General features: G+C 72.5%; 16 protein-coding genes. 4 read left to right on the top strand and 12 right to left on the bottom strand.

Translation table 11 applies throughout. The features are described 5' to 3' along the window. Positions 1-205 precede the first annotated feature (205 nt). Positions 206-757 (top strand): SACE_7040 family transcriptional regulator, encoded by a 552-nt coding sequence (locus tag IE200_RS03260; RefSeq protein ID WP_229856035.1) that lies wholly within the window; start codon positions 206-208, stop codon positions 755-757. A 45-nt stretch (positions 758-802) separates the two neighbouring features. Next, a complete protein-coding gene (locus IE200_RS03255; protein WP_191277890.1) occupies positions 803-1,315 on the top strand; it encodes a ferritin in 513 nt (170 codons plus the stop codon). A 176-nt stretch (positions 1,316-1,491) separates the two neighbouring features. On the opposite strand, the gene IE200_RS03250 is transcribed toward IE200_RS03255, so the two are convergent. Beyond that, on the bottom strand, positions 1,492-2,211 hold the full coding sequence (locus IE200_RS03250) for an SWIM zinc finger family protein (protein WP_191277889.1): 720 nt from the start codon (positions 2,209-2,211) through the stop codon (positions 1,492-1,494). Next, complete coding sequence (locus IE200_RS03245; protein WP_191277888.1) at positions 2,208-4,916, bottom strand: DEAD/DEAH box helicase; 2,709 nt, start codon at positions 4,914-4,916, stop codon at positions 2,208-2,210. Before IE200_RS03245 ends, IE200_RS03250 begins: the two co-directional genes overlap by 4 nt. Before the next feature lie 103 nt (positions 4,917-5,019). On the opposite strand from IE200_RS03245, the gene IE200_RS03240 reads away from it, so the two are divergent. Both IE200_RS03240 and IE200_RS03235 read left to right on the top strand, forming a co-directional pair. After that, positions 5,020-6,204 (top strand): dipeptidase, encoded by a 1,185-nt coding sequence (locus tag IE200_RS03240; RefSeq protein WP_191277887.1) that lies wholly within the window; start codon positions 5,020-5,022, stop codon positions 6,202-6,204. Positions 6,205-6,268: 64 nt separating this feature from the next. Further along, the gene (locus tag IE200_RS03235) at positions 6,269-7,843 is read left to right on the top strand and encodes a DHA2 family efflux MFS transporter permease subunit (RefSeq protein WP_308432987.1); all 1,575 of its coding nucleotides are present in this window, start codon (positions 6,269-6,271) and stop codon (positions 7,841-7,843) included. 107 nt (positions 7,844-7,950) lie between these two features. On the opposite strand, the gene IE200_RS03230 is transcribed toward IE200_RS03235, so the two are convergent. The 10 genes from IE200_RS03230 to IE200_RS21165 all read right to left on the bottom strand — a co-directional run bounded on the left by IE200_RS03230 (position 7,951) and on the right by IE200_RS21165 (position 20,525). Further along, positions 7,951-10,104 carry a RecQ family ATP-dependent DNA helicase gene (locus tag IE200_RS03230; RefSeq protein WP_191277886.1) on the bottom strand — a complete coding sequence of 718 codons (2,154 nt, stop codon included), beginning with the start codon at positions 10,102-10,104 and terminating at the stop codon, positions 7,951-7,953. 158 nt (positions 10,105-10,262) lie between these two features. Then, the gene (locus IE200_RS03225; RefSeq protein WP_191277885.1) at positions 10,263-11,273 is read right to left on the bottom strand and encodes an SGNH/GDSL hydrolase family protein; all 1,011 of its coding nucleotides are present in this window, start codon (positions 11,271-11,273) and stop codon (positions 10,263-10,265) included. Between the two features lie 104 nt (positions 11,274-11,377). Further along, positions 11,378-12,217 carry a 2-phosphosulfolactate phosphatase gene (locus IE200_RS03220; protein WP_229856033.1) on the bottom strand — a complete coding sequence of 280 codons (840 nt, stop codon included), beginning with the start codon at positions 12,215-12,217 and terminating at the stop codon, positions 11,378-11,380. A 57-nt stretch (positions 12,218-12,274) separates the two neighbouring features. After that, positions 12,275-12,733: a universal stress protein gene (locus IE200_RS03215; RefSeq protein ID WP_191277884.1), complete on the bottom strand. Its 459-nt coding sequence runs from the start codon at positions 12,731-12,733 to the stop codon at positions 12,275-12,277. A 63-nt stretch (positions 12,734-12,796) separates the two neighbouring features. Then, positions 12,797-14,740, bottom strand: coding sequence for a M13 family metallopeptidase (locus tag IE200_RS03210; protein ID WP_308432986.1), 1,944 nt, complete (start codon positions 14,738-14,740; stop codon positions 12,797-12,799). A 71-nt stretch (positions 14,741-14,811) separates the two neighbouring features. Next, a complete protein-coding gene (locus tag IE200_RS03205; RefSeq protein WP_191277883.1) occupies positions 14,812-15,789 on the bottom strand; it encodes an NADPH:quinone oxidoreductase family protein in 978 nt (325 codons plus the stop codon). Between the two features lie 23 nt (positions 15,790-15,812). Next, a complete protein-coding gene (locus IE200_RS03200) occupies positions 15,813-17,036 on the bottom strand; it encodes a M15 family metallopeptidase (RefSeq protein ID WP_191277882.1) in 1,224 nt (407 codons plus the stop codon). 9 nt (positions 17,037-17,045) lie between these two features. Then, positions 17,046-18,434 (bottom strand): MFS transporter, encoded by a 1,389-nt coding sequence (locus tag IE200_RS03195; RefSeq protein ID WP_191277881.1) that lies wholly within the window; start codon positions 18,432-18,434, stop codon positions 17,046-17,048. A 25-nt stretch (positions 18,435-18,459) separates the two neighbouring features. Then, the gene (locus tag IE200_RS03190) at positions 18,460-19,020 is read right to left on the bottom strand and encodes a TetR/AcrR family transcriptional regulator (RefSeq protein WP_191277880.1); all 561 of its coding nucleotides are present in this window, start codon (positions 19,018-19,020) and stop codon (positions 18,460-18,462) included. A 38-nt stretch (positions 19,021-19,058) separates the two neighbouring features. Then, entirely contained in the window at positions 19,059-20,525 is a 1,467-nt protein-coding gene (locus IE200_RS21165) for a fatty acid desaturase (protein WP_191277879.1), read from the bottom strand. Between the last annotated feature and the right edge of the window lie 80 nt (positions 20,526-20,605).

Here is a 20,605-nt window from a genome sequence, read left to right as displayed (position 1 = left end):
AGGTCTACACCGCACCGAGAGGGCGCTGATCGTGGGGATCAGTGGGCCGCTGCGGGGGTGCGGCCCACTGGCGGCGCGTGCGGCACCGGGGACGGGGAGGGGACACATGATTCCGCTGGCAGTCTGGAGGACGCCGGAGCGACGCGTGGTGCTCCCGGCGCCGCGCCCCCCGCACGACGGGTTAGCAGGCACTAACCTCGAGCTCGTGACTCCCCGCCGCCAGCAGATCCTGGACATCGCGGCCGAGCTCTTCGCCGCCCGAGGGTTCCACGGGGTCTCGGTCGCCGAGCTCGGCTCGGCGTGCGGCATCTCCGGGCCCGCGCTCTACAAGCACTTCGAGTCCAAGGACGCGATGCTGGCCGAGATGCTGGTGAGCATCAGCGAGACGCTGCTGGCGGAGGGCCGTACGCGCGTCGCCGGCGCAGCGGGACCGCGCGAGGCGGTCGAGGCGCTCGTCGAGTGGCACATCGCGTTCGCCCTCGAGCACCGTGCCCTCATCGTCGTGCAGGACCGCGACTGGAGCAGCCTGCCCGACGAGGCGCGTGAGCGGGTCCGGGCGCTCCAGCGCGCGTACGTCGACCTCTGGGCCACCGAGGTCCGCCGCCTCGAGCCCGACCTGAGCCCCGAGGCGTCTCGTACGCGTGCCCACGTGCTCTTCGGCCTCCTCAACTCCACCCCGCACAGCGGCCGGCTGCCCGACCCGCAGATGCACGACGTGCTGCGCGAGATGGCACACGGGGCGCTCGGTCTCGCCTGAGCCGCGACCCTGCCGCGTGCTCCTCTCCCCCGATAGGGTGAGGCCATGAAGCTGAGCGAGACCCTCGAGAGCGCGTTCAACGCGCAGATCACGCTCGAGCTCCAGGCGTCGTTGGTCTACCGCCAGCTCGCGATCGAGCTCGAGATCATGGACCTCCCCGGCATGGCCGCCTGGCTGCGCCACCAGGCGGACGAGGAGATCGTCCACGCCAACAAGTTCATCGACCACGTCGCCGACCGCGACAACCACCCGCGCATCGGGGCGACGTCCGCGCCCGAGCCGGTGGTCTCCTCCGTCCTCGACGCCTTCGAGTCCGCCCTGGCCCACGAGGAGAAGGTCTCGGCCTCGATCCGCGACCTCTACCGCCTCGCCGAGTCCGAGGGCGACCTCGACTCCCGCCCCCTGCTCAACTGGTTCCTCGACGAGCAGGTGGAGGAGGAGGCGACGGTCAAGGAGATCGTGGGCCGCCTCCGGATGATCGACGACGACGGGCCCGGGCTGCTCCGGCTCGACGAGGAGCTCGGCGCCCGGCCCGTGACGACGACCGAGGCCCGCTGACCCGTCGTCCTCCCGTCCGCCGCCCGAAGGTGGCGGCACATCGCAGATCGCCACCCCTCCAGCCCGCAATCTGCCGCCACCCTCCCATCCGCCGCCTGAGGGTGGCGGCACATCGCACACCCCCACCCCTCCAGCCCGCAATCCGCCGCCACCCCTCCAAGGACCGCGCGGACCGGTCAGACCCCGTCGAACGGGTCGTCGCGGTCCAGCAACCGGGCCGCGCGGACGGCGGCGTCCTCGGCGACGACCAGGTCGTCCAGCGCCTCGCTCGACGCTGAGTCTCCTGGAGACTCAGCGGCCAGGGACCGGGCGGAGGGCTGGGCAGAGGGGGCTGCGAGCCGGTGCAGGTCGCGCAGCACCCGGTCGCGGGACAGCCCGCGCAGGTGGGTCAGCACGAACGGGTCGACCTGGATCAGCCAGGCGAGCTGGGTGAGCACCGCCAGCGCGTGCGGGCACGGATCGAGCCAGGCGTCGCACGTGCACGCCGAGCCGAGCTCTCCGCCGTAGGGCAGGAGCTCGACCCCGGCCTCCTCGATCGCCTCGACGAACGCGAGGGGCAGCTGGCCGGCGAGGAGCGCGCCGATCCGGCCGGCCTCGGCCGCCACCAGCTCGGCGAAGGCGGCTGCGTCACCTGGGTCGAGGACCGGCACGGTCACCTCGACGGTCCAGGCCTCCTGGCCGTCGGTGACGGCAGCGACCGCCCCGCCCTCGGTGACGGTGATGGCGCCGACCGCTCCCGAGCGCGCGAGCGCGCGGCCGGCCCGCAGCTCCTTCTCGCCGTACGCCGCCTCCTCCACTGCGCGCAGCACCGCCTTGCTCCACCAGGTCCCGGCGCCGCCGCCGCGTCGCGCGGGCAACCGGGGGTGGGTGGTCGCGGTGGCGTCGGGGGCGCTCACCGGCGGCCTCCGGGAGTGGTCCGCAGCTCGACGAGGTCGCGCAGCTCGGCGTCGGAGAGCTCGGTCAGCGCCGTCTCCCCGCGGGAGAGGACCGAGTCGGCCAGCGTGCGCTTGCGGGCAAGCAGCTCGGCGATCTTCTCCTCGATCGTTCCCTGGGTGACGAAGCGGTGCACCTGCACCGGGCGGGTCTGGCCGATCCGGTAGGCGCGGTCGGTGGCCTGGTCCTCGACGGCGGGGTTCCACCAGCGGTCGAAGTGGATGACGTGGTCGGCACGGGTCAGGTTGAGCCCCGTGCCGCCGGCCTTGAGCGACAGCAGGAAGACCGGCACCTCGCCCGCCTGGAAGCGCGCCACCATCGCGTCGCGACTGCGCACGGGTGTGCCGCCGTGGAGGAGCTGGTGCGGCACGCCGGCAGCGGCGAGGTGGCGTACGAGCAGGTCGGCCATGGCGACGTACTGGGTGAAGACGAGGACGGCGCCGTCCTCGGCCATCACGGTGCCGACGAGCTCGTCGAGGAGCTCGAGCTTCTCCGACCGGCCGCGCAGCCGGGGGTTCGGCTGGCGCAGGAAGTGGGCGGGGTGGTTGCAGATCTGCTTGAGCCCGGTGAGGAGCGCGAGCACCAGCCCGCGCCTCGTCTCCTCGTCGGCCTCCTCGATGCGGCGCATCGAGTCACGCACGAGCGTCTCGTAGAGGACGACCTGCTCGCGGCTCAACCCGAGCAGGTGGTCGGTCTCGGTCTTCGGCGGAAGCTCGGGCGCGACCCCGGGGTCGGACTTGCGCCGGCGGAGCAGGAAGGGGCCGATCAGGTCCGCGAACTGGCGGGCCTTGGTCGGCTCGAGGCCGGACTCGATCGGCCCCGCCCACACCTTGCGGAAGGCGTTGCGGCTGCCGAGCAGGCCGGGGATCGCCCAGTCGAGGATCGACCACAGCTCGGTGAGGTCGTTCTCCACGGGCGTGCCGGTGAGGGCGACGCGCGCGGTGCTCGGGATCGTGCGGAGCGCGCGGGCCGCTGCGGAGCGGGAGTTCTTCACGTGCTGCGCCTCGTCGGCAACGACGAGGTCCCACGGCACCTCGGCGAGCAGGTCCGCGTCGTTGCGCATCGTGCCGTAGGTCGTCAGCACGAACCCGCCGCTGACGTCGTCGAGGTCGCGGGCGCTGCCGTGGTGGCGGCGTACGGGGACCCCCGGTGCGAACCGTCGGATCTCCGCCTCCCAGTTGCCCAGCAGCGACGCAGGGCAGACCACCAGGGTCGGGCGACCCCCACGGTGCAGGTGGAGCGCGATCACCGTGACCGTCTTGCCCAGCCCCATGTCGTCGGCGAGGCAGGCGCCGAGGCCCAGCGAGGTGAGCTCGGCGAGCCAGCTCAGCCCCCGACGCTGGTAGTCACGCAGCTCGGCCCGCAGCCCGGCGGGCACCTCGACCGGGTCGCCCGTCGCCGCGTCGCGCACCCGGTCGCGGACCCGGAGCAGGCTCGCGCCGACCACCGCCTCGTACGGCGCGTCCTCGATGTCCACGACCCCGGTGAGGGTCGCCGCGAGGGCCTGCACGGGCGTCACCGTGCGGATCAGGCGCTTGCGGGCGCGCTTGATGACCGCGGAGTCCACCGCGACCCAGTTGTCGCGCAGCCTGATGATCGGGCTGGTGGTGCGTGCCAGCTCGTCCATCTCCTCGTCGGTGAGCTCCTCCCCGTGCAGCGAGAGCTGCCACTCGAAGCCGAACAGCGCCTCCGGGCCGAAGAGGCCGTCGTGGAGCGCCTCCTCGCGCGTGCCGGCGGGCCGCTGCCGGCCGAGCTCGACGCGCTGCGTGACCTCGCGGTCGAGGTACTTCGGCCACATCACCGGGTGGCCCGCGTCGGTCAGCGCCGCCGCGCCGCCGTCGAGCAGCGAGAGGATCTCGTCGGAGTCGAGGACGATCTCGTCGGGCACGCGCAGGTCGAGCAGCCGGTCGAGCACCGGCCAGGCCTCGGCCGCCGCGCGCAGGGCGATCGCGGCGTGCGTGCGGGCCCGCTCGCCGAACCCGTGCGCCGCCTCCGGCCCGGGGTCGGCCCAGAGCTCTGAGGCGTCGGCGACGTGCGCCGCGTTGTCGACCGCGTGGACCTGGAGGACGAGGCGCAGGGCGCCGGCGACCAGCTCCTCCTCGTCGGCCTCGACGCGGAACGAGATCGACACCAGGTGCGGCCGGTCGTCACGGCCCCGCGCGCGGATGCGCGCGATGCGCTTCTGGAGCCGGTCGCTGAAGTCGTCGGGGGTGCGAGCCTCCACCGACCGTACGGCGGGTGACGGGCCGCGGTGCCGTGAGCGCCCCGGCGCGGTGCGCGGCATCGTGTCGACGACGGCGTCGAGCACCGCTCGTACGATCCCCTCCGCCGTCGCCTCGTCGGAGCCGTCCCAGGCCCGGGCCCGGGCGAGGTCGGTGATGCGCCGCTCGTCGTCGCCGTCCAGGCCGGCGACCTGCCAGTGCCGGCCGTCGGGCTCGGGAGCGAAGCGCCCCGAGGCCACGAGCTGCAGGCCCATCAGCGCGGCGCCCGCCAGGAGGGCCACGGAAGGGTGGGCATCGGGCTGGTCGCGGACCTTGCCGAGCACCGGCAGCGCTCCCCGGATCGGCAGCACGATCGTGCGCCGGTCGTCGGTGAACTCGATGGAGCCGTCCCGCGGGCGCTCGCCCGCCAGCAGCCTGGCGGGACCAGTGACCGGGACGAAGCTCATGCAGCAGCACCTCTCTGGCCCGCGGACCGTCGGGCGACAGGACGCTAACGCCTCGGACCGACACAAGGTTCCCGGCCGGTTCCCACCGGTTACGGTCGGCACCATGGACCTCACCGGCCTCCTCGCCGCCCACCCCGTCATCGACGGCCACAACGACCTCCTGTGGGCCGCGCGCGAGCAGGCGGCGTACGACTTCTCCCGCCTCGACGTCGGCGCCGGCGGGACGCCGACCCACACCGACCTGCCGCGGATGCGCGCGGGCGGGATGGGGGCGCAGTTCTGGTCCGTCTACGTCCCGACACGACTCACCGGCGACGCCGCCGTCGCGGCCACCCTCGAGCAGGTGGACGCCGCACGGATGCTCACGGAGCGGTACGCCGACCAGCTGGCGTGGGCGACGACCGCCGACGAGGTCGAGGAGGCCTGGGCGACGGACCGGATCGCCTCGCTGGCCGGTGCCGAGGGAGGGCACTCGATCGGCTGCTCGCTCGGCACGCTGCGCCAGCTGCACGAGCTCGGGGTGCGCTACCTGACGCTGACCCACAACGCGAACACCCCGTGGGCCGGCTCCGCGACCGACGTCCCGGTCGAGGGCGGGCTGACCGCCTTCGGCCGCGAGGTGGTGCGCGAGATGAACCGCATCGGGATGATGGTCGACCTCTCGCACGTCTCCGCCGACACGATGCGGGCAGCGCTCGAGGTGAGCGAGGCGCCGGTGGTCTTCAGCCACAGCTCGGCGCGTGCGGTCACCGACAGCCCGCGCAACGCTCCCGACGACGTGCTGGAGTCGATGGCCCGCGGGGGCGGGGTGTGCATGGTGACCTTCGTGCCGAAGTTCGTGAACGCCGCCTGCGCCGACGCGCACCGCGAGCTCGTCGCGGCCGCCGCCGCCGAGGGGATCCCCGAGGCGGACGGTTCCAGGTTCTCCGCGTTCGAGGACGCGTGGCTGCGCGACCACCCCCGCCCGACCGCGACGCTCGCCGACGTGGTGGCCCACGTGGAGCACGTACGCGAGGTCGCGGGCATCGACCACGTCGGGCTCGGCGGCGACTACGACGGCGTCGCGACGCTGCCGGCCGGCCTCGAGGACGTGTCGACCTACCCGGCCCTGCTGGCCGCCCTCGCCGACCGCGGGTGGTCGAGCGGCGACCTCGCCCGGCTCACCTGCCGCAACACCCTGCGAGTGATGCGCGAGGTGGAGGCGGTGGCGCGTGAGCTGCAGGAGGTGCGTGAGCCCTCCCTGGCCCGGATCGAGGACCTCGACACTTCCTCCGCCCTCCACCCGTGAGGGTGATGCAGACCACCGCGAAAACAATTGCGTGGTTGTCGGACGCCGCCCCTACCGTTGTCGGGTGACCGACACCCAGACCTCGCCGGGCGACATCCGTCCGGAGCACTCCGACAAGCTCGACAGGGGCGTCCTGATGGTGGCCGGCGTGGTCGTCCTCGGCGCCATCATGTCGATCCTCGACATCACCGTCGTCTCCGTCGCGCTCAACACCTTCCAGCAGGAGTTCGACGCGACCGCCGCCGAGGTCGCGTGGACGATGACGGGCTACACCCTCGCCCTGGCGAGCGTGATCCCGCTGACGGGCTGGGCCGCCGACCGGTTCGGCACCAAGCGCCTCTACCTCCTCGCCGTCCTGCTCTTCACGCTCGGCTCGGTGCTCTGCGCAGCGGCCACGTCGCTGGAGATGCTGGTGCTGTTCCGCGTCCTCCAGGGACTCGGCGGCGGCATGCTGATGCCGCTCGGCATGACGATCCTCACCCGTGCCGCCGGCCCCGAGCGGGTCGGCCGGGTGATGGCCGTGCTCGGCATCCCGATGCTGCTCGGCCCGATCTTCGGCCCGATCCTCGGCGGCGCCCTCATCGAGAGCGCGTCCTGGCAGTGGATCTTCCTCATCAACCTCCCCATCGGCATCGCCGCGATCGTCTACGCCTGGATCGTGCTGCCGAAGGACCACGTCGAGCCGTCGGAGACCTTCGACTGGCTGGGCATGGTGCTGCTCTCCCCGGGTCTCGCCGCGTTCCTCTACGGCGTGAGCTCGATCCCCGAGGAGGGCACCGTGATGGCCGCCCGCGTGCTCGTGCCGATGGTCCTCGGCCTCGCGCTGATCGTCGCGTTCGTCCCGTGGGCCCTGGCCCGGCGCAACATCCACCCGCTGGTGGAGCTGCGGCTGTTCCGGAACAAGAACATGACGGTCGCGATCATCGCGATGACGCTCTTCGCGATCGCGTTCTTCGGCGCCTCGCTGCTGTTCCCGCTCTACTTCATCCAGGTTCGCGGGGAGGGCACGCTCTTCACCGGCTGGCTGCTGGCGCCGCAGGGTGTCGGCGCGATGCTCACCATGCCGGTCGCCGGCATCCTCGCCGACCGGATCGGGCCCGGCAAGATCGTCCTCACCGGCATCTCGGTGATCACCGTCGGCATGGCGATGTTCACCCAGATCGGCGCGGACACGTCCTACGCCTACATCCTCGGCGCGCTCTTCATCATGGGCCTCGGCATGGGCGGCACGATGATGCCGATCATGACCGCTGCACTGGCGACGCTGACCGCGCACAACGTGGCCCGCGGCTCCACCCTTCTCAACATCACCCAGCAGGTCGCGGCCTCGATCGGGACGGCGCTGTTCTCGGTGATCCTGACCAACGAGCTCAAGGACTCGCGGTTCGTCGCGGCGGGCGCCGCGCTCGCCGAGGCCGGGGACGACCAGACGCAGGTCGCTGCGATCCTCGACCGCTTCGGCATCTCGCCCGACCAGCTCGGCACCCTCCAGCAGCTCGCGACCACTGACATGGCCGACGCCTTCGCGACGGTCTTCATCGTCGCGACGGTCCTGGTCGCGTGCTGCCTCATCCCGGCGGCGTTCCTCCCGCGTACGAAGGTCGCACCGGTCGACCCGACCGCGACGATCGGCCACTGACGCGACGTCGTACGTCGTCCGCGCGGCCCGTCCTCCACCCGGAGGGCGGGCCGCTGTCGTTCGCCGCCCTGGTCGGACCCGTCCGCCGGACGGGCCGAGCCCGTCCCTCAGCCCTGCGTGGCGAGTGCCAGCGGGAGCACCGCACCCGCGCCCGCCTCGCGGATCGCCACCGCGGCGACCGTGAGTGTCCAGCCGGTGGCCACCTGGTCGTCGACGAGCAGCACCGTCGCGCCGGGTGGGACATCGGCGTCGAGCCCACCGCGGCGGCGTACGGCAGCGACGCGCTGCGCCGAGTTGGACGCGCCCGCGCGCGGCGGCACCGAGGGGTCGCGGATCGCCCAGGTGCCGACGACGGGCACCTGCATCACCCGTGACAGCCCCTCGGCGAGGTCGTTGACCAGCGTGGGCCTGGTCGCGGACTCGACGACGACGATCGCGTCGGGCCGGGACGACCACTGCGACGACCAGTCCTTCATCACGTCCATCACCGCCTGCGCCAGGCCGGGCGGGACCGGCCCGTCGGGGGTGTCCTCGCGGAAGAGCTGGCGCAGCGCCTGACCGTGACCGAGGTCGGTGAGGCGGGCGACCGTACGGCCGGGCCCGGCGCCGGCCGCGATCTTGCCCTTGAGGTCCAGGCCGAGGTTGCCCAGCGCGGTGGGCCACATGCGGCGCGGCTCGAGGACGACGCCCGGTCGGGAGAGCCGCTGGCCGGCCTCGGCGACCGATGCGTCGCTCACCGCCGACGACAGGGTCACCCCGCCGCAGTTGTCGCAGCGACCGCAGTCGGCCGCGCGACCGTCCGGACCGACGTCGTCGAGCTGCTCGCGGAGGTAACGCATCCGGCACTCGGTCGTCCTCAGGTAGCCGAGCATCGCCTGTTGCTCGCGCTCGCGCGCCTCCGCGACGCGGGCGTAGCGCTCGGCGTCGTAGGTCCACGGTCGACCGGTCGACACCCATCCCCCCTGCACCCGCTGCACCGCTCCGTCGACGTCGAGCACCTTGAGCATCGACTCGAGCCGGTTGCGGCCGAGCTCCACCCGGGTCTCCAGGGTCGCGGTCGACAGCGGCCGGTCGGACTCGGCGAGGGCGGCGAGCGTCTCGCGGACCTGCTCCTCGCGCGGGAAGCCGAGGGAGGCGAAGTAGGCCCAGATGTCACGGTCCTCCGCCTGCGGGAGGAGGACGACCGTCGCGTCGTCGGTGCCGCGACCGGCACGGCCGACCTGCTGGTAGTAGGCGACGGGGGAGGAGGGGGCGCCGAGGTTGATCACGAAGCCGAGGGTCGCGTCGAACCCCATCCCGAGCGCGCTGGTCGCGACGAGCGCCTTGACCCGTCCCTCGACGAGCGCCTGCTCGAGCGCGTGCCGCTCGTCGGCCTCGGTCTGCCCGGAGTAGGCCGCGACCTCGAGCCCGCGGTCGCGCAGGTAGCCCGCGACCTCCTGCGTGGCGGCGACGGTCAGGCAGTAGACGATGCCGGACCCGGGCTGCTCGGCGAGGTGGTCGGCGAGCCACGCGAGCCGCTGCTCGGGGGTCTTCAGCTGCACCACGCCCAGGCGCAGCGACTCGCGGTCGAGGGTGCCACGCTGGACGAGGACGGCGGCGTCGGAAGTGCCGTCGGCGTGCACCCCCAACTGCTCGGCGACGTCGTCGGTGACCCGCTGGTTGGCCGTCGCTGTGGTGGCGAGCACCGGGATGCCGGTGGGCAGCTCGGCCAGGAGCGTACGGAGTCGGCGGTAGTCGGGGCGGAAGTCGTGGCCCCAGTCGGAGATGCAGTGCGCCTCGTCGACCACCAGCAGGCCGCAGGTCGCCGCGAGGCGCGGCAGCACCTCGTCGCGGAAGCCGGGGTTGTTGAGCCGCTCGGGGCTGACGAGCAGCACGTCGACCTCGCCCGCGTGGATCTGGTCGTGGATGGGCTGCCACTGGTCGATGTTGGTCGAGTTGATCGTGACCGCCCGGATGCCCGCGCGCTCGGCTGCGGCGATCTGGTTGCGCATCAGCGCCAGCAGCGGGCTCACGATGACCGTCGGGCCGGCCCCGCCCTCGCGCAGCAGCTTGGTCGCCACGAAGTAGACCGCGGACTTGCCCCAGCCGGTGCGCTGGACGACGAGCGCGCGACGGCGGTCGACGGCGAGCGCCTCGATGGCGGCCCACTGGTCCTCTCGCAGGACGGCGTCGTCACGGCCGACCAGGGCACGCAGGTGGCGCTCGGCCGCCTCGCGTGCGGAGAGCCGTACGTCGTCGCTGGCGGTGGTTGCCGTCGTCATGCCACCTGTCTACCAACCGCCACCGACGTCCGCACCGGCGCATCCACAGGCAGCGCGGCCCGGGTCGTCCACCGGGCACAGGGGTAGTCCAGTGTCGAACTGCTGGAGATCCGGCCACCGGACAGCAGTTCGCCACTGGACTACCCCCCGACAAGGGGTCAGCGGCGCTGGCTCCTCGCGAGGAAGCGGTCGATGTCGACGCCGGCCCTGCGCGCCGCCCGACGGGCCTCGGGCGTCGTCAGGTCAGGGGCGACGAAGGTCTCCTGGTCGATCTGGGCGTCAGCCTCGGCGTACTGGCGCTGGAGCGCGGCCTGCTCCTCGCTGCTCGAGGACGACTCCGCGACGACCGCGGCGGTCACCGTGACGGTGCTGCCGGTCAGCAGCGGGCTGACCGTCGGGGTGTAGCCGCCGGAGTGGCCCGTGGTCTTGGGGTGGTAGCTCTCGCTGATCGGGCTCGACAGGCCGTTGATCCACTCGTCGGCGTCGCACACGGCGTGACCGATGAACCGGCTCGTCGGGTTGCCGAAGGAGAACCCGGCGGACGTCGCGGCGCTCGACAGGCGGGAGTTGAGCAGGTCGGCGGTCTGGTTGAGCCGGCTCTGCTCGGCCGGCGAGAACCAGGTGAAGGCGTTGCAGTCCTCGCCCATGAAGATCCGCGGGTAGCCGACGACGACCACCTTGGCGTACGGCGCGCGGCTGCGGATCGAGGAGTAGAGCGTGCTGAGCCGTGAGGGGAGGGTGTTGGTGATGTAGGACTGGGCGGTGTTGATCGCAGCGTCGCAGTTGCTGGACCACCACGGCTGGGCGCACTCGGTGAGCACGTCGGCGAAGCCCGCGTCGTTGCCGCCGACGGAGATCGAGACGTAGCTGGTGGACGTCGTCAGGGCCGAGAGCTGGGTGTTGGTCACGTCGGTGACGGTGGCTCCCGAGCAGGCGCGGAAGTTGAGCGCGTAGCCGCGGGCGGCGGCGATCAGGCTGGGGTAGGCCGCCGTGGAGCGCTGGCAGCTCGTGCCGTCGGCGATGTAGGAGCGGGTGCCGGTGCCGGAGGCGTAGGAGTCACCGAGGGCGACGTACGACGGCGCAGCGGCCTGGGCGGGCTGCAGCAGCAGCGGGGTGAGCAGGCCGGCGAGTGCCGTGCCGAGCACGGCGAGACGGGACGAGCGATTCATCTGTGGTCCTCCGAGACAGGGGCCACCCGAGTGTGGCCCCGATCACAGTAGGGACCCGGATGCGTCCCGCACCAGACCGAGCGGTCGGTTTTTGCCGAGGCGCCTCAGGCGTCGATGCGGCGCAGCCGCGGACCCGGCGGGTCGTCGTCGGTCGCCGCGTCGCGGAACGACTCGCCCACCAGCACCGGCACCACCTCGCTCACGTCGGCCCCGGCGGCGATCTCGACGTCGGCGGCGAACCCGGCCTCGCCCAGCTCGCGCCCGCCCGCACAGTGGAGCAGGTCGTGGGGCAGCACGGCCGCCCGCCAGGCGGCGATCGCCGTACGTGCCTCGGGGCTGACCGCGGAGTCGGAACCCACCTCCCCCTCGGGCCCGGCCTCGGCCACGAGGGCGGCTCCGAGCGCGGCGAGCACCGCCCCGGCTCCCCACAGGTCCTCGACGGCCGGACGCAGGGTGTCGTCGTGCCACCGCTCCCCGGCCGGCACGACCACGACGCTGGCGCCCGTGGCCACCTTGGGGGCGAGCCACCGGGCGACGGCGCTGGCGTTGCGCAGGCAGGCGCCCACGACCTGCGCGCCGGAGTCGGCGAGGGCGAACGAGATCGTCGAACCGTTGGGCGAGGGCAGGACGAGCCGCTCGACTCCCTCCACCTGGGCGAGGCTCGCGGGCGACAGCGAGACGTGTCGGGCGTCGCCGCGCGAGAGGGCCTCGAAGCGGCCCACGGCCAGCGTCGCGCCGTGGCGCATCGCGTGCTCGGCGGCGCGCGCGTCACGCCAGCGGAACGGGAAGACCTCGATGCCGCGCTCGATCGCGACGCTCAGCGTCGTCGTGAAGGACAGCACGTCGACGACCACGGCGTAGTCCGCCGGCACCACCTCCGCGCCGGTGGGTCCCCACTCCATGCGGAGCCGGTAGGTCGACTGGTCGTGTCCCGGCAACGTCACACCGACATTCAACAGCGACGGTGCGACGACCGCGGACAGGGGCCGGGTCGACGCGGGTCAGTCGGGGATGTTGGGCACCACCAGCACCGGCACCGTCGAGTGGCGTACGACCTGGGTGGCCGTGGAGCCGAAGCGCAGGCCCTTGAAGCCGCCGGCGCCCCGCGTGCCGACGACGAGCATCTCGGCGCCGGACGCGGCGTCGATGAGGCGCTCGGTCGCCTGTCCGCGCAGCGCGTAGAGCTGGATGTCGACGTCGTCGCCGATGCCGGCCGCCGCGCAGTCGGCCTTGAGGTCGGCGACCACCGCCTGCTCGAACTCGGCGAAGGGCGGGACGTAGCCGCCGACCATCGAGTCCGGCCGCGGTGCGGTCGTCACGTTCCACACGCGCACGACGTGCAGCGTGACGCCCAGCCGGCGGGCGAGGTCGGCGGCACGGCGTACGACCGCTGCCGCCGCCCGCGAGCCGTCGTGGCCGACGACGATGCCGCCGGTGATGTCAGCGTCCTTCTTGACCATGAAGCCATCGTAGGAAGCCCACGGACGCGGCGACAGGGGTCGAAGGTCCCCTCGCCGGTCGCGTCACCAGATCCGGACGCGCGCCTCCGGCTCGAGCCACAGCCCGTCGCCCGGCGCGGTCTCGAAGACCTCGTGGAACTCGTCGAGGTTGCGCACGATGTTGGCGCGGAACTCGGCGGGGCTGTGCGGGTCGATGGTGAGGTACTGGAGCTCCTGCTCCTTGCGGCGCTTGGTGCGCCACACGTGGCTCCAGTTGAGGAAGAGCGTGCGCCGGTCCTCGACCGAGGCCTCGCCGCCCCGGCTGATGACGTACGCCTTGTGCGCGATCGTCAGTCCGCCGAGGTCGCCGATGTTCTCCCCGACGGTGAGGCTGCCGTTGACGTGCTCGCCGGGGAGGTTGCGCGGCTCGAAGGCGTCGTACTGGGCGATGAGTGCCTGGGACTTGGCCTCGAAGGCGGCCTTGTCGTCGGCGGTCCACCAGTCGTGCAGGTTGCCGTCGCCGTCGTACTGGGCGCCCTGGTCGTCGAAGCCGTGGCCGATCTCGTGGCCGATGACGGCGCCGATGCCGCCGTAGTTCTCCGCGTCCTCGGCGTCGGGGCTGAAGAACGGCGGCTGCAGGATGGCGGCGGGGAAGCAGATCTCGTTGGTGCCGGGGTGGTAGTAGGCGTTGACGGTCTGCGGGAGCATCAGCCACTCGTCGCGGTCGACCGGCTGGCCGACCTTCTCGAGCTGGCGGTCGGTCTCGAACGCCGAGGCCGAGGCGACGTTGCCCAACAGGTCGTCGGCCGAGACCGTGAGGCTGGAGTAGTCGCGGAACTCGGTCGGGTAGCCGATCTTGGGGTAGAAGCGGTCGAGCTTGTCGTACGCCTTCTGCTTGGTGTCCTCGCCCATCCAGTCGAGCGCCTCGATCGAGCGGCGGTAGGCCGTGACGAGGTTGGCGACGAGGTCGTCCATCATCTGCTTGGACGACGGCGGGAAGTGGCGGGCGACGTAGACCTTGCCGACCGACTCGCCGATGGCGCCCTCGACGAAGTCGACGCCGCGCTTCCACCGCGCCCGCAGCTCGGGGGTGCCGTTGAGGGTGCGGCCGTAGAAGTCGAAGTTGGCCTCGACGAACGCGTCGGGCAGGTAGGGCGCCGAGCTGCGCACGATGCGCACGTGCAGGATGTCGCGCCAGGTCTCGATCGGCGTCTCCTCCAGCACCGCCGACAGGTGGGAGAAGAAGTCGGGCTGCATCACGATCGTGCGGCGCAGCGTCTCCTCGGTCCCGCCGAGGGCGGTCACGTAGGTGACCCAGTCGAAGGCCGGGCAGAGCTCGCGCAGCTCCTCGAGGCTCTTGTGGTTGGTGGTCTTCTGCACGTCGCGGGTCTCGGCGGCCTCCCAGTGGCCCTCGGCCAGCCGGGTCTCGTAGGCCAGCACCCGCTCCGCCGCGCCCTCGGGGTCGTCGTGCTCGCTGAGGGTCAGGAGCGTGGTGAGGTAGGCGAGGTACTTCTCGCGGATCTCGGCGAACTTGTCCTCGCGGTAGTAGGACTCGTCGGGCAGACCCAGGCCGCCCTGCGCGAGGTAGACGATGTTCTTCGACGCGTCGCCGCGGTCGGGGGTGATGTAGGAGCCGAACAGTCCGGGGCCACCGATGCGCTCGTAGGCACCGAGGAAGGCGGCGAGCCCGGTGAGGTCGGTCAGGCCGTGGGCGCGCTCGAGCAGGCCGCGGATCGGGGACAGGCCCTTGGCGGCGATCGTCTCGGTGTCCATGAAGGAGGCGTAGAGGTCGCCGATCTTGCGCTCGTCCTCGTCGAGCTCGTCGGCGGGGCGCTCGGCGAGCTCGGTGATGATGTCGCGCACCTGCTGCTCGGCCGCGTCGGCGAGCGCGATGAAGGCGCCCCAGCTCGACTTGTCGGACGGGATCTCGGTCTCGTCCAGCCAGCGCCCGTTGACGTGGCCGAAGAGGTCGTCCTGCGGGCGGATGTCGGGGTTCATGCCGTCGCGGGCGGCGTCGAGGATCGTCACGCGCCCGACCTTAGCTCCGAAGGTCGAGCTCGTGTCGGGGCCGGGTGCCCGTGGGCTCGGCCGGGGGCGGCTCAGCGCACCCGTACGACCGACTTGCCGAGGGTCCGGCGCTCGTCCATGTCGACGAGCGCCCGCCCGAAGTCGGCGAGGTCGTACGTCGCGCCGATCGGAGGCTTCACGACCCCGGACTCGATCATCGGCGCGAGCCGGTGCCACTGCTGCTGCATGTAGCCCGGGCGGGTCATGGCGTACGCCCCCCAGCCGACGCCGCGGACGTCGGTGTTGCCGAGCAGGAGCCGGTTGACCTTGACCTCGGGGATGCCCTGACCGGCGGCGAACCCGACCACCAGCACCCGGCCCTGCTCGGCCAGGCAGCGCAGCGAGTCGGTGAAGGCGTCGCCCCCGACGACGTCGAGCACCACGTCGACGCCCTTCCCGCCGGTGAGCTCCTTGACGGCGTCCTTGAAGTCCGGTCCGACGACGACCTCGTCGGCTCCCGCGGCGCGGGCGAACGCGGCCTTCTCGTCGGTGCTGACGACGGCGATCGTCCGGGCGCCGAGGCCCTTCGCGACCTGGAGGGTGGCGGTGCCGACACCGCCGGCTGCGCCGTGGACCAGGACCGTCTCGCCCTCGCGCAGGCCCCCTCGCTCCTCCAGCGCGAACAGCGCGGTCAGGTAGTTCATCGGCAGCGCCGCGCCCTCGTCGTACGACAGGGAGTCGGGCAGCGCGAAGGTGAAGATCGCCGGGTTGGCGACCTGCTCGGCCGCGCCGCCGTTGAGGTTCACGCCCGCCACCCGCTGGCCCACGGTGAACCCGCTGGACTCCGGGGAGCCGGGGTCGAGGACGACGCCGGCGAAGTCGACGCCGAGGGTGAACGGCGGCTCCGGCTTGAACTGGTACTCCCCGCGGCTCAGCAGCAGGTCCGGGAACGCGACCCCGACGCTGTGCACCTCGACGAGCACGTCGTGCGGCCCCGGGACCGGCGGGTCCACCTCCCGCACCTGCACGTCGGTGGGACCGGTGGGCGTGACGACCTGGACTGCCAGCATGTGCCGACCCTAGCGACGGGCCGTCAGCCCACCCGCTTGACCTCGCTCAGCTCGAAGTGCATCGGGTCGGTCCAGCGCCAGTCGCCGCCCCACGCGAAGCCCCACTGCTTGAAGATCGCCACCACGTCGCGGTCGATCTCACCGACCGTGCCGCGCTGGTTGCCGGCGGTGTTGAGGTCGAGGGCGAGGCCGAAGGAGTGGTTGGACAGCGTGGTCGTGTTCGCGATGAACCGGGGGTAGTAGCACCCGGCGTACTGGCGCGGGTCGATCGCGTCCGCCAGCCCGCGCTGCTCCACCTCCAGCAGCGCGGCTCGCAGCTGCGGGAACAGGTCCTTGTGGCAGGTGACGCTGCCGAGGATCGGCACGACCTCGGTGCGGATGTGGGCGGCGACCCACGCCGGGTCCGGCGCGATGCGTCCGCCTCCGATCACGGTGTAGCGGAAGGTGCCGACGACGCTGCCGAGCGTGCCGCCGGTGGGGATCGCGGTGAGCTTCGCGTCGGGGTCGAGGCCCAGGCGGGAGGCGACGTCGAGCATCTGGACCGACGCGTCCCGGCCCACCAGCCGTTCGAGGGGGCGCCGGATGGTGGCGGGGGCGGTGCCGTCGGTCGAGATGAGCAGCCCGTTGTCGGTGGCCATCTTGATGTCCTCGGCCCACGCGGTGTTGACGACCATGTCGATGGTGGGGATCTGGGGGGTGTACGCCCCGACGTGCAGGGCCGGTGCGTCGTCGTCGATGCCGAGCCGGATCCTCCCGTCGGCGTCCGCGAGCCGGCGAGCCACGCGCGCCTCGGTCGCCAGCTCGCCCCCGGCCACGCGGTCCCAGGCCTCCTGGAGGTCGGCGACCTCGGCACGGGTGAAGTTGCGATAGCCGGCCGGGTCGACCGCCGCGACGGTGAGGACCTGGTTCTCCAGGCTCACCTGGCCCAGGCCGATGCGCTCGGTGTGCGCGACGCCCTCCAGCCCCTCGATCCGCTCGAGCAGCGCGTCGTCGATGGGCTTGTTCCACTGGACGAGGATGTCGGCGCTCCACAACCGCCCCTCACGCTCACCGGGCGGGTCGACCGCGTGCGCGGGGTCGGCGACCGGCGCGGTCGAGGAGGGCTCGGTCGGGTCGGCGGTGGGCTCGGTGACCGGTGACGCCGGGGTGGCGTCGGGCGCCTTCGGGGCGGCCGGGTCGCTGCACGCGACGAGGAGCACGGCGAGGACGGCGGTCGCTGCCGCCCCGGCACCCCGTAGTACGCCCATGCCCCGACCCTAGGCAGTCGGTGTCTGGAGGCGCCGCGGAATCGTGATCCACGAGATCAGGCCGCCCACCACGAGCAGGGCCGCGCAGGCGAGGACCGCGGAGCCGTACGCCGCGTCGAGGAGTGCCGGGTCGCGGTAGTCGTCGCCGGCGAGCCCCACTGCCATCGGCAGGGCGGCGACGGCGAGCAGGGACCCGGTCCGCGCCAGCGCGTTGTTGATCCCGCTCGCGACGCCCGCCACCTCGTCGGGGGCCGCCGCCAGCACGGTGGCGGTCAGCGGGGCGACCATCAGCGCGAGCCCGAGGCCGAAGACGGTGAGACCGGGCGCGACGTCGCGCCACCAGGCGACGTCGGGACCCACGCGCAGCAGCCAGAGGGTGCCCACCGCCATCACGACCGGTCCGAGCGCCATCGGGACCCGTGGGCCGATGCGCTGGCCGAGCGCCCCACCGCGGGAGGCGAGCAGCAGCATGCAGACCGTGATAGGCAGCGTCGCCAGGCCTGCCTCGAGGGCGGTGTGGCCCCCGACCACCTGGAGCTGCAGGACGAGGAAGAACAGGATCGCCCCGAGCGCGGCGTAGACCACCAGCGTCATCAGGTTGGCCGCGGCGAAGGTGCGGTCGGCGAACAGGCCCAGCGGCACCATCGGCGACCGGGTCCGACGCTCGACGGCGACGAACGCCATCGCCGCTGCGACCCCGCCGGCGACCGCCCAGGGGGTCACCGACCCGCCGGCGTCGGTCAGCGCCCATGTGGTGGCGCCCAGCGTGAGCGCGGCCAGGGCCGCACCCGGGACGTCGAACCGGCCGTGCGCGCGAGGGTCACGGCTCTCCGGCACCCACCGGTGCGCGAGCCACACGGTCACGGCGGCCAGCGGGAGGTTGATGAGGAAGATCCACCGCCACGAGGCGTGGTCGATGAGCAGCCCGCCGACGAGCGGGCCCAGCGCGGCGGCGATGCCGCCGAGACCCGACCACGCGCCGATCGCCCGGCCGCGGTCCTCGGTGCGGAAGGCGCCCTGGATCATCGCCAGGCTCCCCGGGGTGAGCAGCGCACCGCCGATCCCCTGCAGCACCCGCGCGGCGACGAGCACGTCCGCGGTGGGCGCCAGCCCGCACAGCAGCGAGGCGAGCGCGAACCACACCGTGCCGACCACTAAGACCCGCCGTCGGCCGAACCGGTCCCCCAGCGCACCACCGAGGAGGATCAGGGAGGCGAGGGCGAGGAAGTAGCCGTTGGTGATCCACTGCAGCTGCGCCAGCGAGGCGTCGAGGTCCTCGCCCATCGTGCGGAGCGCGACGTTGACCACCGTGCCGTCCAGGAGCGTCAGCCCCGAGCCGAGTGCCGCGGCAGCGACGACGCCGCGCGCGGACGGCGTGCCCCAGGCGACCGTGCTCACGCCCGCACCTGCCCGACCGCCGGGCTCAGCCGAGCACCCGCGTCGCCAGCCACGCGAGGTCGGCGCCGGTCTTCTCCGGCGACCCCGAGGGCTGCATGACGTGGCTGAGCACGACGCGGACGACCATGTCGATGGCCGGATCGACGTGCTCGGGGTCCAGACCGGAGGAGTACGGCGCCACGCGGGCGCCGATCACGTCCTTGGCGACCTCGAGGAGGGAGCCGGCGTTGGTGGTGAGCAGCGGCAGCAGCTCGGTGTCGGCCCCGTGGGTGGCGCTGACCACGGCGTGCAGCAGCTTGTTGGCGCTCGCATAGGTGAGCACGTCGGTCACCGCTCGCTCGATGGCTCCGGTGAGGTCGTCGGGCCGGGCGTCGAACGCCTCCTCGACGACCTGCAGGAAGCGCGCCAGCTCCTCGAGGATCATCGTCTCGGCGAGCGCCGGCTTGGACCCGACCTCGTTGTAGACGGTCTGCCGGCTCACCCCGGCCGCCTCGGCGAGGCGCGCCATCGTGACGGACGCCCATCCCGAGGAGGTGGTCATCTCGACGGCCGCCGCGATGATGCGGTCGCGGGTGGTCTCGGGCATGCGCCGAGTCTAGGAGCCCCCGGCGTACGCTCGGACCGTCAGGCGACCGACCGCTCCGGCTCGCACGGCACGAAGTCGACCTTGTCGCGCACGCCGCAGTCCGGGCAGCACCAGTCGTCGGGGATGTCGGCCCAGGCGGTGCCGGCCGCGAAGCCCTCGTGCTCGTCCCCGGCCGCGACCTCGTAGACGTACTCGCAGCTCGGGCAGCGGGCGGCGAGCACCTCACCCTCCGTGGGTCGAGGAAGGCGCTCTGCGCCCGTCACGAGACCCGGGTCGGCGACCGCTCCGCCGTATCGAGCCAGGTACTTCTCCCGCTTGCGCGGGCTGATGTTGGCGAGCGTGACGTCGCCGCCGAAGTGGTCCACGACGCGCTGGTCCATCACCCGGCGCCAGACGGCGGGCACGATGGCCAGGACGATCATCCCGGCGTACCCCGTCGGGAGCACCGGGCTCTCCTCGAAGTCGCGCAGCGTCTGGTAGCGGCGGGTGGGGTTGGCGTGGTGGTCGCTGTGGCGCTGCAGGTGGTAGAGCAGCACGTTGGTCGCGATGTTGTTGGAGTTCCAGCTGTGGCTGGGCAGCACCCGCTCGTAGCGCTGCCGGTCGCCCTCGCCGACCTTCTGGCGCAGCATCCCGTAGTGCTCCATGTAGTTGACGACCTCGAGGAGGGAGAAGCCGACGACCGCCTGGATGACGAGGAAGGGCAGCACCTCGACGCCGAAGGCCGCGACCACGGCGGCCCACAGCACTCCCGTCATCAGCCACGCGTTGAGCACGTCGTTGTCCAGTCGCCACGGGCTCTGCTTGCGGCGCGCGAGGCGGCGCTTCTCCAGGCGCCAGGCTGACTTCAGGGAGCCGCCGACCGTGCGGGGCCAGAACTGGTAGAAGTTCTCGCCCAGCCGGGCGCTGGCCGGGTCCTCGGGGGTAGCGACGCGGACGTGGTGGCCACGGTTGTGCTCGATGTAGAAGTGGCCGTAGAAGACCTGCGCCAGGGCGATCTTGGACAGCCAGCGCTCGTTGGCCTCCTTCTTGTGGCCGAGCTCGTGGGCGGTGTTGATGCCGATGCCGCCGATGCAGCCGATCGAGATCGCGAGGCCGACCTCGTCCAGCGTCGACAGCGGCTGGTCGGCGAGGATCCCGAAGGCGTCCCACCCGCCGACGACGGCCATCGCGGCCAGGAAGCCTGCGTACTGGATCGGCAGGAAGAGGTAGGTGATCCAGCGGTAGTAGCGGTCCTGCTCCAGCGCCTCGATCACGTCGTCGGGCGGGTTCGAGCGGTCGAGCCCGGCGACCAGGTCGATCGCCGGCACGATGCCGAGGATGACGATCGGGCCGACCCAGAACCACACGCCCCACCCGGTCGCGGCGTACCCGCCGAAGGCGACGAACGCCAGGCTCGGCACCACCAGCCCGATCAGCCACAGGTAGCGCTTGCGGTCCTTCCAGAGCTCGGTGGTGCCGTCGGGGACCGTGCCGCTGGGGGCGAGTCGGGTGGGATATCCGGGCATCTGCCTGACCTCCTGCCGTGGGGTTTACATGAAGATACGATGTGTAAACCCACCTTGACAAGGGTTCTCCGTCTGTAAAC

Source organism: Nocardioides flavus (ex Wang et al. 2016) (assembly GCF_014653115.1).
Lineage (GTDB): Bacteria > Actinomycetota > Actinomycetes > Propionibacteriales > Nocardioidaceae > Nocardioides > Nocardioides flavus.
Note: the sequence above shows the minus strand (reverse complement) of the source record. Positions and strands in the feature narration are given on the sequence as shown.

Coding starts and splice junctions, on each gene's coding strand:
- IE200_RS03230 (WP_191277886.1), bottom strand. CDS start 10,104: ATGACGACGGCAACCACCGCCAGCGACGACGTACGGCTCTCCGCACGC.
- IE200_RS03255 (WP_191277890.1), top strand. CDS start 803: ATGAAGCTGAGCGAGACCCTCGAGAGCGCGTTCAACGCGCAGATCACG.
- IE200_RS03205 (WP_191277883.1), bottom strand. CDS start 15,789: ATGCTGGCAGTCCAGGTCGTCACGCCCACCGGTCCCACCGACGTGCAG.
- IE200_RS03190 (WP_191277880.1), bottom strand. CDS start 19,020: ATGCCCGAGACCACCCGCGACCGCATCATCGCGGCGGCCGTCGAGATG.
- IE200_RS03240 (WP_191277887.1), top strand. CDS start 5,020: ATGGACCTCACCGGCCTCCTCGCCGCCCACCCCGTCATCGACGGCCAC.
- IE200_RS03225 (WP_191277885.1), bottom strand. CDS start 11,273: ATGAATCGCTCGTCCCGTCTCGCCGTGCTCGGCACGGCACTCGCCGGC.
- IE200_RS03245 (WP_191277888.1), bottom strand. CDS start 4,916: ATGAGCTTCGTCCCGGTCACTGGTCCCGCCAGGCTGCTGGCGGGCGAG.
- IE200_RS03215 (WP_191277884.1), bottom strand. CDS start 12,733: ATGGTCAAGAAGGACGCTGACATCACCGGCGGCATCGTCGTCGGCCAC.
- IE200_RS03200 (WP_191277882.1), bottom strand. CDS start 17,036: ATGGGCGTACTACGGGGTGCCGGGGCGGCAGCGACCGCCGTCCTCGCC.
- IE200_RS21165 (WP_191277879.1), bottom strand. CDS start 20,525: ATGCCCGGATATCCCACCCGACTCGCCCCCAGCGGCACGGTCCCCGAC.